This is a genomic window from Acidithiobacillus concretivorus, assembly GCF_018853445.1.
Lineage (GTDB): Bacteria > Pseudomonadota > Gammaproteobacteria > Acidithiobacillales > Acidithiobacillaceae > Acidithiobacillus > Acidithiobacillus concretivorus.
The window spans coordinates 1-13,428 of the sequence record NZ_JABELD010000075.1; the positions used below are offsets into that span (position 1 = coordinate 1).

Annotated in this window: 13 protein-coding genes; 9 read left to right on the top strand and 4 right to left on the bottom strand. The window is 52.5% G+C overall.

Going from position 1 to position 13,428, the window contains the following annotated elements; all coding sequences use genetic code 11:
- From HJG40_RS10200 to HJG40_RS10220, 5 genes are all read left to right on the top strand, one after another.
- The coding region (locus HJG40_RS10200) for a phosphoenolpyruvate--protein phosphotransferase (RefSeq protein ID WP_303646304.1) at positions 1-1,067 on the top strand (1,067 nt) is incomplete at its 5' end.
- Between the two features lie 7 nt (positions 1,068-1,074).
- A complete protein-coding gene (locus tag HJG40_RS10205) occupies positions 1,075-2,337 on the top strand; it encodes an AsmA family protein (protein WP_215864089.1) in 1,263 nt (420 codons plus the stop codon).
- Positions 2,334-3,446 carry an A/G-specific adenine glycosylase gene (mutY, locus tag HJG40_RS10210; RefSeq protein WP_215864090.1) on the top strand — a complete coding sequence of 371 codons (1,113 nt, stop codon included), beginning with the start codon at positions 2,334-2,336 and terminating at the stop codon, positions 3,444-3,446. Before HJG40_RS10205 ends, mutY begins: the two co-directional genes overlap by 4 nt.
- A gap of 76 nt (positions 3,447-3,522) precedes the next feature.
- Positions 3,523-3,795 (top strand): oxidative damage protection protein, encoded by a 273-nt coding sequence (locus tag HJG40_RS10215; RefSeq protein WP_010640613.1) that lies wholly within the window; start codon positions 3,523-3,525, stop codon positions 3,793-3,795.
- A gap of 512 nt (positions 3,796-4,307) precedes the next feature.
- Positions 4,308-4,616, top strand: coding sequence for a hypothetical protein (locus HJG40_RS10220; RefSeq protein WP_215864091.1), 309 nt, complete (start codon positions 4,308-4,310; stop codon positions 4,614-4,616).
- Between the two features lie 295 nt (positions 4,617-4,911).
- Here the strand turns inward: HJG40_RS10220 and HJG40_RS10225 are convergent, their stop codons facing one another.
- Positions 4,912-7,104 carry a TonB-dependent receptor gene (locus tag HJG40_RS10225; RefSeq protein WP_215864092.1) on the bottom strand — a complete coding sequence of 731 codons (2,193 nt, stop codon included), beginning with the start codon at positions 7,102-7,104 and terminating at the stop codon, positions 4,912-4,914.
- A gap of 246 nt (positions 7,105-7,350) precedes the next feature.
- Here HJG40_RS10225 and HJG40_RS10230 point away from each other — a divergent pair, with 246 nt between their 5' ends.
- Genes HJG40_RS10230 through HJG40_RS10240 form a run of 3 tightly spaced genes read left to right on the top strand, consistent with a single transcriptional unit; the run spans position 7,351 to position 10,555 of the window.
- Positions 7,351-8,850 carry a HAMP domain-containing sensor histidine kinase gene (locus tag HJG40_RS10230; RefSeq protein ID WP_215864093.1) on the top strand — a complete coding sequence of 500 codons (1,500 nt, stop codon included), beginning with the start codon at positions 7,351-7,353 and terminating at the stop codon, positions 8,848-8,850.
- Complete coding sequence (locus HJG40_RS10235; RefSeq protein ID WP_226857374.1) at positions 8,786-9,166, top strand: hypothetical protein; 381 nt, start codon at positions 8,786-8,788, stop codon at positions 9,164-9,166. Before HJG40_RS10230 ends, HJG40_RS10235 begins: the two co-directional genes overlap by 65 nt.
- Before the next feature lie 3 nt (positions 9,167-9,169).
- The gene (locus tag HJG40_RS10240) at positions 9,170-10,555 is read left to right on the top strand and encodes a sigma 54-interacting transcriptional regulator (RefSeq protein ID WP_215864094.1); all 1,386 of its coding nucleotides are present in this window, start codon (positions 9,170-9,172) and stop codon (positions 10,553-10,555) included.
- A gap of 166 nt (positions 10,556-10,721) precedes the next feature.
- On the opposite strand, the gene HJG40_RS10245 is transcribed toward HJG40_RS10240, so the two are convergent.
- Positions 10,722-11,093 (bottom strand): rhodanese-like domain-containing protein, encoded by a 372-nt coding sequence (locus tag HJG40_RS10245; protein ID WP_226857375.1) that lies wholly within the window; start codon positions 11,091-11,093, stop codon positions 10,722-10,724.
- A 125-nt stretch (positions 11,094-11,218) separates the two neighbouring features.
- Between HJG40_RS10245 and HJG40_RS10250 the strand changes: the two genes are divergently transcribed.
- On the top strand, positions 11,219-11,830 hold the full coding sequence (locus tag HJG40_RS10250; RefSeq protein ID WP_215864095.1) for a histidine phosphatase family protein: 612 nt from the start codon (positions 11,219-11,221) through the stop codon (positions 11,828-11,830).
- Positions 11,831-12,056: 226 nt separating this feature from the next.
- On the opposite strand, the gene speE is transcribed toward HJG40_RS10250, so the two are convergent.
- Entirely contained in the window at positions 12,057-12,893 is an 837-nt protein-coding gene (speE, locus tag HJG40_RS10255; RefSeq protein ID WP_215864096.1) for a polyamine aminopropyltransferase, read from the bottom strand.
- Positions 12,894-13,011: 118 nt separating this feature from the next.
- Positions 13,012-13,413 carry an adenosylmethionine decarboxylase gene (gene speD / locus HJG40_RS10260; RefSeq protein ID WP_010640598.1) on the bottom strand — a complete coding sequence of 134 codons (402 nt, stop codon included), beginning with the start codon at positions 13,411-13,413 and terminating at the stop codon, positions 13,012-13,014.
- Between the last annotated feature and the right edge of the window lie 15 nt (positions 13,414-13,428).

The following is a 13,428-nucleotide window of genomic DNA, read 5'->3' on the forward strand; positions in this document are numbered from 1 at the left end:
GCGGCGACATGGTCATTGTCGATGGTGATCAGGGCATTATTCTGGTGGCACCCGACGCGCTGGTACTGCGGCAGTATCAAGGGTTACAAGAACAACGGCAGCGCCGCCGCCGTCTTCTGGAAGAACAACGGGATCTGCCCGCCATTACGGCCGATGGTGTAGAAATTCATTTGCGGGCCAACATCGAATTACCGGACGACTCCAGTCTGGTGCGGCGCATGAATGCCGATGGTGTGGGTTTGTATCGCAGTGAGTTTCTGTTTATGAATCGTCCCGACATTCCTGATGAAGAAGAGCAGTATCAGGCTTTTTCTCGGGTTGTGACCGAAATGGCGGGTGCCCCTGTGACTATCCGCTCGTTGGATATTGGTGCCGACAAGGGGTTAAGTGACGACGAAACAACCGTACATAATGCCCTGAATCCGGCTTTGGGGTTGCGCGGACTACGCCTTTGTTTGCGCCGTCCTGAGTGGTTTCGTCCACATTTGCGGGCCATATTGCGGGCTTCAGCCTTGGGGCCGGTGCGTTTGATGCTGCCGATGCTCAGCAGTATGAGCCAATTGTTGCAAAGCCGGGCGCTGGTAAGTGAATTGCAGGCAGAATTGCGTGGCGAGGGACTGCCCTGTGATCCGGAAATGCCTCTCGGAATTATGGTAGAAGTGCCCGCCGTGGCCATGGCTGCGCACTATTTTGCCGGTCGTGCCGATTTTTTTTCAATCGGGACCAACGATCTCATTCAATATGCCCTGGCAGTTGATCGTGGTGATGATGATGTCAATGATCTTTTTGATCCGTTGCACGTTGGCGTCCTGGCTTTGATTCAGCACACCATTGCGGCCGGGCGCGCCAAGGGTATTCCGGTAGCCATGTGTGGCGAAATGGCGGCCAATCCGGCCTTTACACCATTACTGCTGGGCTTGGGTTTGCGTGAATTCAGTATGTATCCGGGCGCAATTCCCGAGGTGAAGGAAATTATCCGCCAGACATCCATTGCCGAAGCCGAACAGTTGGCAATGGGTGCTCTGGCGGGAGAATTTTCTGTGCCCCTGGAGACCGGACATAGCTAGATCATCAATGCGCCGTATAGGGGTAGGCTTGATTCTGCTCCTGTTGCTGCTGCTCATCGGAATGGTTGTTTTCTGGTTCATCGGTGGCCCCCGCATTGTTCTGGAAGAAATTCTCGCTACCCGCTTGCAGGTCCCCGTACATCTGCAGGCTAATCCCCGCTTTTATTGGGGTAAACAGCAGTTGCAGGTGACCCTGCAAGGCTTGCGGATCGGAACACCAGCGCAGCCCCGCTTGCAGTTACGGCGACTGATGTTGAGCTTGCTCTGGCGACCCCTGCTTACCGGGCATGTAAAAATCCAGCAGATTTTTCTGGATCAGCCTTCTGTGTATGGTCCCTGGCCAGCCAGCCCGGGCTCGGCAGCTTCTTCCGCCAATATGAATATCAGTCTGCCGGGAGACATCCGGATCCGCGATGGCAGTTTGCGCTGGGTTGGTCTGGCGGGACATGCATTGCAACTGTCCGATGTGCAGGCCAGTTTCTCTCGTTCTGGTGCCGGGACCGCTACAGGACGCTGGTTCTGGAATCAACATGCGGGCCAAGGCCGTTTGCAAATGGGTATTCACTCCACAAGCCGACTTTCTCTGCGCCATTTGCAATTGCTGGTTGGCACTCGTCAGGTTCCCGATGCCCTGAGGCTCCAGATGCCGCGCCTGGAAATTCAGGATGAAATTCTGCAGATTCCCGCGCTGCAAGTCCATTGGCGAGATAACCATGAGCAGCGGATGGAAGTTTCCCTGCGGGATTTACAGGCCCAGCCAGGGCTGCAAAAAATTGCGCTGCGCAGCGCAACGCTGCAAGCCGGATCAGATTTCCACATTCAGGTTGATAATGCCCGGTTTTCCTGGGCGCAATGGACCGGTCAGACAAGCTATGTCGTAAGTGCAGAGCATCTGCCTGAGCTGGCTAAAAAATGGGGATTATCCTGGCCGAAATTGACGAACCCCAAGGCCCCGCGATATTTCAACATGAGCGGTAAACTGGTCTGGAAAAACCCCCGTTTTGACTGGACCATCCGCCAAGGACTGCTGGATAGCAGTCCTTGGTCTGGAAGCATTACGGGAACCTGGCAACCCCTTAAAATTCATCTGGATTTGCAGATGCAGCGCCTGAACCTTGGTGCCTATCTCCCCGCGCCAAAACCGGGTCCGGGGGCCGTACTACCCAGGCTTCCCGCAACCTGGCCGATCACCGGCTCGCTACAGATCGGACAGCTGATCTGGGGAAAAATCCGGGCGGAGGACGTGCTTATCCGTAGTCGGAAACCATGATGCAGATTGCCGACCTATTGCTGGCCTGGTACGGAGAAAATGGTCGTCATGACCTGCCCTGGCGACACACCCGGGACAGTTATCGCTTGTGGCTTGCGGAAATCATGTTGCAGCAAACCCAGGTGGAAAGTGCCAAGCCCTATTACCAGCGGTTTCTGGACGCTTTGCCCAATTGGGAGGCTTTGGCCGTTGCTCCCCAGGATCAAGTTTTGGCCTTGTGGAGCGGTTTGGGCTATTACGCCCGGGCCCGCAATGCCCAGCGTGCTGCACAAAAAATCATGACAGATTTTGCAGGTGAATTTCCCGATACGCCGGAAAGTGCAGAAAGTCTCCCGGGAGTGGGGCGTAGTACGGCTGCTGCTGTACTGGCCAGTGCTTTTGCCCAGCAGCGCGCTATTCTTGATGCCAATGCACGTCGTGTTCTGATCCGGACCCAGGCTATTCGTAGCGATCCCAAGGCCAGTAAAACCTTGCAGCATTTGTGGAAGTTGGCTGAGGCGCTGACACCCGCTGATGCGCACACCTACAATCAGGCCATTCAGGACTTCGGCGCAATCATTTGCCTTCCACGGCATCCGCACTGTGACGCATGCCCCTTACAACGGCGTTGCCTGGCTTATGCGGGTGGTTTGAGTGAACAACTGCCGCTGCCCACCCGCAAGCCGGAAAAACCCGAGCGTTGCGTTTTTTTTCTGCAGTTAGAAGATCATCGCGGACGAATTTTTCTCGAAAAAAGACCGGATTCTGGCATATGGGGTGGGCTCTGGTGTCTGCCCCAATTGAATCAGGAAGGTTCGTCGTTGCCCGTTCTTTGCGATAATCAGCAACAGGTCCTTGCCGATGGGATATCGTTGCGCGAGCGGGTACGACAGTTCTGTGCCCTCCGCCATGGCCTTACTGTAGAAGTAAAGGCGCTGACAATGCTCCAGAAGCATGTTTTTACTCATTTTCAATTACACTTCCGCTGTATTCTCGCGACGGTGCAAGACGATCAAATTGTGCCGGGTGTCGCAGATCAAATTTTGACAGGACGTTGGTTTACTCGGGAAAATGCCCTGGCAGAAGGATTGCCAACCCCTGTTCGCAAGATTCTAAGTCAGACTTCGTAACTTGCCCGAGAGACAGGTTCAGGTAAGATGGGCGGCGTCTCCTTAATATCCTGATGTTCTAGTGAGGAAGTTTCTTATGTCTCGAATGGTGCAATGCGTAAAACTGGGTCACGAAGCTGAAGGTCTGGATCGTCCCCCTTATCCTGGCCCACTGGGCGCGCGTATTTATCAGGAAGTTTCCAAGGAAGCCTGGCAGGGTTGGCTGAAGCATCAGACGATGTTGATTAATGAATATCGGCTTTCGCCGATAGATCCCAAGTCCAGAACTTTTCTGGAAAAACAGATGGAAGCCTACTTTTTTGGTGACGGCGCGCAGCAACCCGAAGGCTTTGTTCCGCCTTCTGCCTGAGCAGTTCAAAATGAACTCGGAGGAAGTCGTTTCGGCAACCTCCCATATGTCCCATCATCTCAATAAGCTGTTTCTCCGGCGTCGTCGTTGAATGACGACAGGCGCGTGCTGCGTCAGATCACCTATTTATTACAAAATCCTTTCCACCTGTCGCTAACAAGTGACGTATTGCCGTGCATTTCGGAGTGGCGACGGTCGCTAACCGTGGACTGTTTTATCTATGGCCTTCATGAAAAATATCCGACAAACCAAGGTTTCCCATTTTATCTGCTTGATATTTAATCCTAAATAATTTTGCGCTGGGAGTTTTTATACCCCTGATTTTTATTTGCTGGAGGTGAAGCCTTGGGCTCAATCCGACCTGCTATAGTTTTTTGAATGTTCTTGATTAAATTTCATCAAAATAATCATTGTGTTGAAATATTGGCACGTATTATGCTAAGCATAACTGCTGCTGAAACAGCGCCGCTACCAGCGGAAATCTGGAACCACCTTTTGAGGAGAGCTTATTTATGAAGAAAATTGTTGCCCTGACTGCTGCATTGTCTTTCTTGACTGCTACTGCTGCTTTTGCGACCACCGAAGTGCCTGCTAAGGCTCCTGAAAAGATGGTTGAGCACAAAGCGCCTGAGCACAAAATGGTAAAGAAAGCCGAACACAAGAAAATTGAGCACAAGAAAGAAATGAAGAAGGCAGAAATGAAGAAGGCAGAAATGAAGAAGCCTGAAATGGCCAAGAAAGTGGAAGAAAAGAAGGCGGAAATGAAGAAGCCTGAAATGGCTAAGAAAATGGAAGAGAAGAAAGCTGAACCGGCTGCGTAAGGAGCCTCAATCCGCGACTTGATGGCGCGGATTTCAGTTGTGCTGATAAACCCGGGGAATCTTCTCCGGGTTTTTTACGTCCGATAAATCTAAAAACGGCAGTTGCCGTGGATGCTTTGCAGCGACTTTTGTTTCGAGCCGTTGTTGTTCTTGGCGAAATCCTGCGCCCGTCAGGAGAGCTGTTTGAGCCCGTAGGGCGAGTTCTCTCCTGACAGCAGGATGAGCCTTAGAACAACAGGCAAGGGACAATGGAGCAAAAAGCATCCACGGCAACTGCCGTTTTTAGGATAAAATATCAAAATTGATATTGCAGGCTCATGTTCACCGAACGTCCTGGACCTGGCAGTGCTGTGCCATAAGTCATGGGGCGCTGCCCCAGATAAAGCCCCCCTAGTGGTTGTTCATAAAACTGATTTAATAGGTTCGCGAGTTCCAGACTGGCCTGCCAGTGGCCCCGCCGATATGCGGCGCGCAGATTCAATAAGCCATAGCCGGCTGTTTGCGGTTCATTACGCAGAGTGTCAACCTGGTTTTTTGCGGCAACCAACTGTTCTTCGATGGTGTTGCGCCATGCTCCCCAGTTTTGATGCAAGGCAAGTCGCAAGTTTAAGGGCATCATGTGGTAGAGGGGCGTATGGCTGCTCAAGTTATCCCCGCGCACATAGGCGGCTTTTGCCGATAGTGTAAATGTTCCATAACGCCGGGTTTGTGCCAGACGGGCAGAGCTATTCATATTGATACCCCATATTTCGGCGTTTTGATTGGCAAATTGCAAATAGACAAAACCGTTTTCCGCGTGCAGATTCGCCGCCGTACAAGCTCCACCAAGGCTGGTCGGACATCGGACAGCACTAATATAATTATGAATGTAGGTAAAGTAAGGCTGAACTTGCACGTGCCAGATTTGTGGGTCTGAGCCATGAAAATCGGCGGCCAGACTGACCGTATTGGCAGTTTCGGGTTTCAGGTTGAGATTACCAATATAACCATTACCATCGTTGAACCAGCCGATCATGTTCATGGCCATGGCATTACTGGACCAGGGGTAGAGTTCGTAAAGGTTGGGGGCTTGGGTTTTACGCGCCAGTCCCAGCGTATAGCTGCTGTGTTTATCGGGCTGGTAGTGCACGATGGCCGAAAAATTCCAGTTGGTGTACTGGCGTTGGCGATCACTCCGGTTGAATGTACCCGGCAAGCTTTGCGGGTTGTCCGGGTTTCCATACATCATGGCATTGTAACCTTGGACCGGGCCGGCGTTCATACGCACATCTTCCAGCCGCAGGCCAAGATCACTGTTCCATTGTGGATTCCATTGCGTTTTCAAGTCGGCGAAAGCGGCATAGCGATCCCTTCTGCCATTGTCGATATTTAGATAAGTATTGGGGCCCATCATGCTCATTTTACTGGTTGCTGGGGGCCACCAGTCATTCAGATGTTCATGATTGTAACTGGCACCGAGTTCCAGGCGATTGCGGGTGTCCAGAGGCACCGCAATGTTGCCCTTTACGCCGTTATTCACGCCCTGGGTGTTCATTGGCATGCCCATCATGGCGCCCAGGTTTTTGTCTGCAAGGAAGTTCATGCTGTGTTGAACTACCTGATTATAAGCCTGTAATTCTAATTCACCCCATTGAAATTGTCCCTGATAATGGAGGTTAAAGCGGGTACTGTGATTTCCGGTCATATCCATGCGGGCACTGGGAAATCCTTGGTAGGGGATGCTCTGATATTGCACGCCCAGCTCCAATACCTGTTGTTTCCAGCGGTAGGCAGCATTGAGATTCTGGTATATTGCCTCATACAGGGATGAAGCTACCACGTCGCCGGGAATGCCGTAGGTTTCAGGCTTGAAAGCTTTTGCTGCCGTGTAGTTGCCTCCATGTACATAGGAGCCGCTATAGTTAATGCTGAAGTGCCTGGTAGCCGCAGCGGCATTCAAATGCGTCCCGTAAATATTGCCATTACTTTGATAAAATCCGCCGACGCTGCCACCACTCACAAAATGGCTGCCGGGCTTTGCGAAAATTGGTTGCGGCGATTTGACGATGACGGCTCCACCAATAGCGTTGCCACCCACACTTACCGGGACCACCGTGGGATAGATGGTTATCTGACCAATGGCGGCTGGCGGGAGATACGAAAGTGGTGGGTTCATATGATTGGCACAGGCATTGGGGGTGCTGAATCCGTTAACCTGCAAGAGCAGCTGATTGTCACTCAAGCCGTTTAAAACCGGCAATCCGGATACCCCGCCAGCGGCGGAAATAGAACCTCCGGGGATACTCTGTAAAATCTTCGCGGTATTACTTGCCAGATGGGCATTATCACGCGCATTGGCCGAGGCATTCAGAGCGCCATCTGCGGAGTCCGTCATGAATCCATATCCTGGTAGATGAATGTTAATGGTCATCGGGGTTGTTGCCCCGGAGCTGTTGGCCAGTGCCAGCAAGGCCGCGCCGATAAGCGGATGGATGGGTGCTCGTCGCATGAAATTCTCCTGATAATTAAAGTTATTTTTGGAATTTTGCGGCGTTTGAGGATGACGCGTGTGTACGCTTCCCCACTTTTATAATGATAAAATCATAGTCGATCTCCACAGTAGTTTGTAATTCTAATGTTTTGCTGGGCAATAGAGGGGTATTATTAAAGTATATTAAATTTATCTGATATTCTTGCGATTTATTTCTGGCGAATTTACGCTGGAGTCTGGGTATTTTTGGGAGTGCAAACCTTCATGGTTCTTCGTCCAAGTTCCATTTCCAAACTGGTCGTGTTTGGTTTCGGCCTGGCAATTGTGCCGCTGGTGTTGGTTATTGTCAGTGTGACGCTTTCCATCGCGCATTTTGCCGAACAGGGGCAGGTCAGTATTCTCCGGGCTGTGGCCATGAGTGATGCGGCCAATCGCATGAATAACGCCGTGCGTTCCATGGAGCGTTATGGCCTGCAGTACACGGTACTGCAGGATCAGGCATTACTCGTTTTGTATGATCAGAGCTTTAGCGAGTACAAAAAAGCCAGTATCCAGTTTGCGGCGGCAGGTCCCTCGCCGGTGGACCGGGAACGGCTGCATCATCTGGCCGAAAATCTTTCCCGCGCCCGTCAGCTATTACCCCTGGTTTCCCTGGAGGGCAACCGGAGTGCTCTGGCCGGTGATTTCAGCCGGGCCAGCGGGGAGGCCCAAAGTCTGCAAAGTGATGTGAATGAGGGAATCAGTACAGAGGTCGGTAAACTGGGCACGCGCGCGCTGGCTATAAAACGGCTGACCATTGTTGAGGTGCTTCTGGTTTTACCTCTGTCAGTCGCGGTGGCTATTGTGTTTATTATTCTCATTACCCGACCGGTGCGGCGTCTGGATCAAGCGGTATCCGGGCTGGGTGCAGGTGATCTGGAAACCCCCATAACGGTCAAAGGGCCGCGCGACATAGCCAGTTTGGGAGATCGCCTGGAATGGTTGCGGAATCGCCTGAATGCTCTGGAAGCGGCCAAGCTGCATTTTCTGCGTCAGCTTTCCCACGAGCTGAAAACCCCTCTTACGGCCATTCGCGAAGGATCTGAGTTGTTGCAGGATGATCTCGGCCAGAATCTTGGTGCTGAGCAGCAGGAAATTGTACAAATTGTGAGGGATAACAGCTTACGCCTGCAGCGCCTCATAGAAGATCTGTTGCGCTTTAGTCTGGCGGAAGGGCCTGTGGGTGCAGGGATGGTGCAGGAATTATCTTTGACGCATGTGGTAGAGGATCTGCTGCTGAGCTATAAGCCCAGTCTAAGAAGTAATGCATTGCATCTGGAAACCCGGCTTGAGGAGGTGCGCATTCGGGGGCATGCAGATCGACTCCGCACTATTTGTGATAATTTGTTGTCAAATGCCGTGAAATTCTCTCCTCAAAACGCTACCATACGGGTGGATTTGCAAGTACAGGACGAAGATGCGGTTTTGGACGTTCAGGACGAGGGTCCTGGAGTGGATCCTGATGAGCGGGAAAAGATTTTTGACATTTTGTATCGTGGCGAAGCTTCTGACTCCGGAAAAATAGAAGGTAGTGGTCTCGGATTGGCCATTGCCAGGGAATATGTGTTGAGTTATGGGGGAAGTCTTGAATTGCAGGATAAAAAAACACCAGGTGCCTGGTTTAGGTTACGCTTACCCCTTGCTGGGCAGGATGCTTCCCATGCTCATCATTCCGCTGATGCTGACGGGATGCGCCAGCACCCCGGTCCCGGCACTTCCGTCTAATGCCGTGCTGCTCAAGCCCGGAGAACAAATTATTAAAACCAGTGAGCTGGCAACCCTCAAGGCACAAATCGCCGAACTGGAAAAAGTGACTCCGGTGACTGCACCCTGCATTTCCGAAAAAGCCGAAGCGGCTGTCCTCGGTAAACAGTTGGCTGATGCAAGAGCGGGAGACCCCGGATATCAAAAACTGGAAAACAAGGTGAACGATTTACAAAATCGTCTCCTCCAGTCGCAGCAGCATGAAGCCGAATTACGGCGTAAACTGAACGAATTGGTACAAATAGAGAAAAACGCCCGCTTCCCGCAGGGACACTGAACCATGACAGATAAAGGTAAAATCCTGCTGGTAGACGACGATGCAGATTTGCTGCGCCTGTTGTCGCTCCGCATGAAAACGGCAGGATATAACATCAGTACGGCGGCTAATGGCAATGAAGCCCTGGCGCTACTGGCTATGGAGCATCCGGGTCTGGTGATTACCGACCTTAAAATGGACCAGATGGATGGCATGGCCTTGTTGGATGCCATTCGTCGGGAGTATCCCACTTTGCCCGTCATCATTTTGACCGCTCACGGTTCTATACCCGATGCCTTGCTGGCCGCCGACCAGGGGGTTTTTGCTTTTTTGACCAAGCCCTTTGATGGTAAGGATCTGATGGCCCAGGTTGAACGGGCTTTCAGTTTGACTGCGGCAGTAGCGCCTTCTGCTGGGAAAAAGGGCAAGGATACCAGTTGGGATAGAATTTTGACCCGTAGCCCTAAAATGCAGGTGGTGCTGGATCAGGCGCGCCTGGTAGCAGCTTCGGATGCTAGTGTTTTTGTGCACGGTGCCAGCGGTACGGGCAAAGAGTTGCTGGCGCAGGCCATTCATCAGGCCAGTCCACGGCGTGCGCAGCCTTTTATTGCCCTGAATTGTGCGGCATTCCCGGAGCAGTTGTTGGAGTCAGAACTTTTTGGCCACAAGAAAGGCGCTTTTACCGGGGCGGCCAATAATCATCAGGGATTATTCCAGGCGGCGGAAAAGGGCACCCTGTTTTTGGACGAAATTGGCGATATGCCGCTTTCCCTGCAGGTCAAATTATTACGGGCTCTACAGGAACGTATGATTCGCCCGGTGGGGTCGACAGAAAGCATCGCCGTCGATGTCCGCATCATCTCCGCCAGTCATCGAGATCTGGAAAAAGAAATGGCTGAGCGGCGTTTTCGGGACGACTTGTATTATCGTCTTTGCGTGGTGACGCTGGAATTGCCCGCCCTGGCCGAACGCCCTGAAGATATTCCCTTGCTGGCAGAGTTTTTTCTGCGCGATACCGCCGCTAAAAACCGCAAGGATGTGCGCGGTATTGCTCCGGAGGCGATGGAGCTCCTGGTGGCGGCACCCTGGCCAGGAAACGTCCGGCAGTTAGCCAATGTTATTGAGCAGGCGGTGGTTTTATCCACCACACCACGTATTGGCGCGCCCCTGATTCGCCACGCCCTGCGGGACAAGGAAGGCGAAGTCGTGCCCCTGGCCGACGCCAAAGGGCGTTTCGAAATGAACTACCTGATTCAGATTATGCGTATGACGCGGGGAAATGTGAGTCAGGCGGCGCAGTTGGCACAGCGCAACCGCACCGAATTTTATCGCTTGTTAAGACGCTATCACCTGGATCCATCAGCCTTCAAGGAAAACGGAACGGCAGATGAAGAAGAAGGCGAAGAGTGATGGTGGGGAAGATTGTAGTAAACTACCGTTCCTGCCGCGCTGGCAGCCATGAGCGGCAGGCAGCCGCTTAGCATTATTGCTATGGCACCCATGACCGCAGCGATTGAGGCTCGCCCAACCCATTTGCTGCTGAATTGGGTTTGAGGCGAGCCTCGCTCTGATGTTTTCAGGGTTTATTAATCGGATGATCGGCGTCATCCCAGGCGTCCATGCCACCCTGAATGGAATGAACATTGGTGTAACCCATTTTCTTTAATTGATGGGCGGCCAGTGCGGCACGGCCCCCGGTTTTGCAGTAAACCAGGATTTCCCGATCTTTGTCCTTGAGGGCCGGATGGGAGTCTGCCTTAAATTCGAGCATGCCCCGGGATATATGGTGCGCACCAGGAATATGGCCACCGGAAAATTCATGGGTTTCACGAACATCTATAATAACCACTTCTTCCGACTGGTGTTTGCCATGAGCTTGCTGTAAATCCATTTCCCGGATTTCTGCCTTGGCTTCCTTGACCAGTTCCATTGCTGTCTTGTTCATCATGCGCCCCTTGATCAGATAAATTAGATAAACTGATTAAACCATAACCACCTGCGACCATTCGCGCAAGCCCCTTGTCGGAGCGACTATAGTTTGAAGAGTATCTGGCAAAAAACAGGAGAGCCATCATGCAAATTGAATCCATTACCCTGGTGCGGCATGGGATGACCGAATGGGCGGATCAGGGTAAGCATACTTCAGACACGGATATTGGTCTGACATCCGCAGGACGTGCAGATGCGGAGGCGCTCTGGGCCGTGTTTGAAAATCAGGGGCATTTTGACGGGATTTATTCCAGCCCGCTGATTCGTGCCCATCACACTGCCATCCTTGCCGGTTTTGCACATCCGCAATTGCATGATGATTTGATGGAATGGCGCTATGGCCGTTATGAGGGCAAGACTACCCAGGAAATTCACCAGGACAATCCAGAGTGGAGTATATTCCGCTGTGGCGGGCCGGAGGGAGAAAGCCCCGCAGAGGTAACAAAACGCTGCGATCGGCTGCTTCACGACTGGGATATAAAAGGGCACAAACATGTTCTTTGCTTTGCTCACGGGCATATTTTGCGCGCCCTGGCGACGCGCTGGCTGGGTTTGGATCTCCGCTTTGGAGATCATTTGCATCTGGACCCCGGAAGTATTTCCCGTCTGGCCTGGGAACATGATACGCCAGCCTTGCATCTCTGGAATTACTGTCCCCGGTACCCGCATATCGGACCGGGGCAGTCTGCTCAATGAACCCAAAAACGGCAGTTGTCGTGGGTGCTTTGCAGCGACTTTTGTTTCGAGCCGTTGTTGTTCTTGGCGAAATCCAGCGCCCGTCAGGAGAGCTGTTTGAGCCCGTAGGGCGAGTTCTCTCCTGACAGCAGGATGAGCCTTAGAACAACAGGCAAGGAACAATGGAGCAAAAAGCACCCACGGCAACTACCGTTTTTGGGATGAAGCAGTTCAGTTTCGGGCAGGTTTAACCAAGCAGAAAAGCTGGAGCTACCTGGGCGGCCTGCTGCATACCTGCGTGGTAATAGTGGGTGCCGGTAAAGGCTTTGGCATCTTCGGCACGAAACGCGTCCATGCTCAGACCCTTGCGCCCCAAGGTGCCGCTCCACCAGCCGGAGGGATAGCAAAACTGGGGAAAATACACGCTGTTCACCGCTTCAAAGCCTGCTTCTGTCATGCGGCTTTGGCACTGACGAATGAGATCAGCATGCAGTAGCGGGGATTCAGATTGGGCAACCAGAACGCCCTGCTCGGCCAGAGCGTGGTGACAGGCGGCATAAAAATCGGTGGCAAACAGACCGGCAGCCGGTCCTACCGGGTCCGTGGAATCCACAATGATGACGTCATAACGTCCGGCAGGGGCTTCCTTGATCCAGGCTATGCCATCGGTAAAGTGAAAGTGGGCGCGGGGGTCATGATTTTTTTCGCAGAGCTCGGGGAAAAAACGTTCGGCAACCCGGGTGACTCTTTCATCCAGTTCGACCTGGGTGGCTTCTTCCACTTCCGAGTGGCGCAGCACTTCCCGGAGGGTGCCACAATCGCCGCCGCCAATAATCAGCACCCGTTTGGGTGCGGGGTGGGTGAACAGGGCGGGATGGCTCATCATTTCGTGGTACAGATAATTGTCACGATCGGTGACCATCACCAGACCATCCAGAGTCATAAGGGTGCCAAAATGTTCCGTTTCAAAAATTTCTATGGTCTGGTACGGGCTTTGTTCGCGATGCAGTACTTCGCGGATTTTCAGGCTCAAGCTCGCGCCATGTTCTTCATAGCGTTCGGTATACCAAAGTTCTGTGCTCATGATTGCCTCTCATTGTGACCGGAATGGTATGTCCCCGCGTGGATTTTGCGGAAGAATGAGATAAAAGAAAAGGCGGGCTCCGGTATTCAGAGCCCGCCCGCTGTGGTGACGGATACTTTCAGGCGCAGAGAACCGGCTTGACGCGCAGTTCATGGGCAGGAATGCCCATCATGTCTACTTGCCCGCGTTTCATCTCCATGGTGGAGACCTGGCCGGCACCAAAAGCTTCCTTGAGGTAATTCAAGGCATCTTCCGGCTGAATGATATCGCCACAGGTGAATACATCTACCGCTGCATAACCATATTCGGGCCAGGTATGAATGGCTAGATGGGATTCCGCAACGATAACGGCACCACTGACTCCGTAAGGAGAAAAGTGGTGAAAGGTTTGCGTCACAATGGTGCAGTTGGCGCGCCGAGCGGCCTCCAGCATGGCATCCGTGACAAAATCTACATCAGACAAGGTACTGCCGTCACAGTGATAAAAGTCTGCAACGATTTGATGTCCTAACGAGCGCATAGGTGCCCCCCTTAC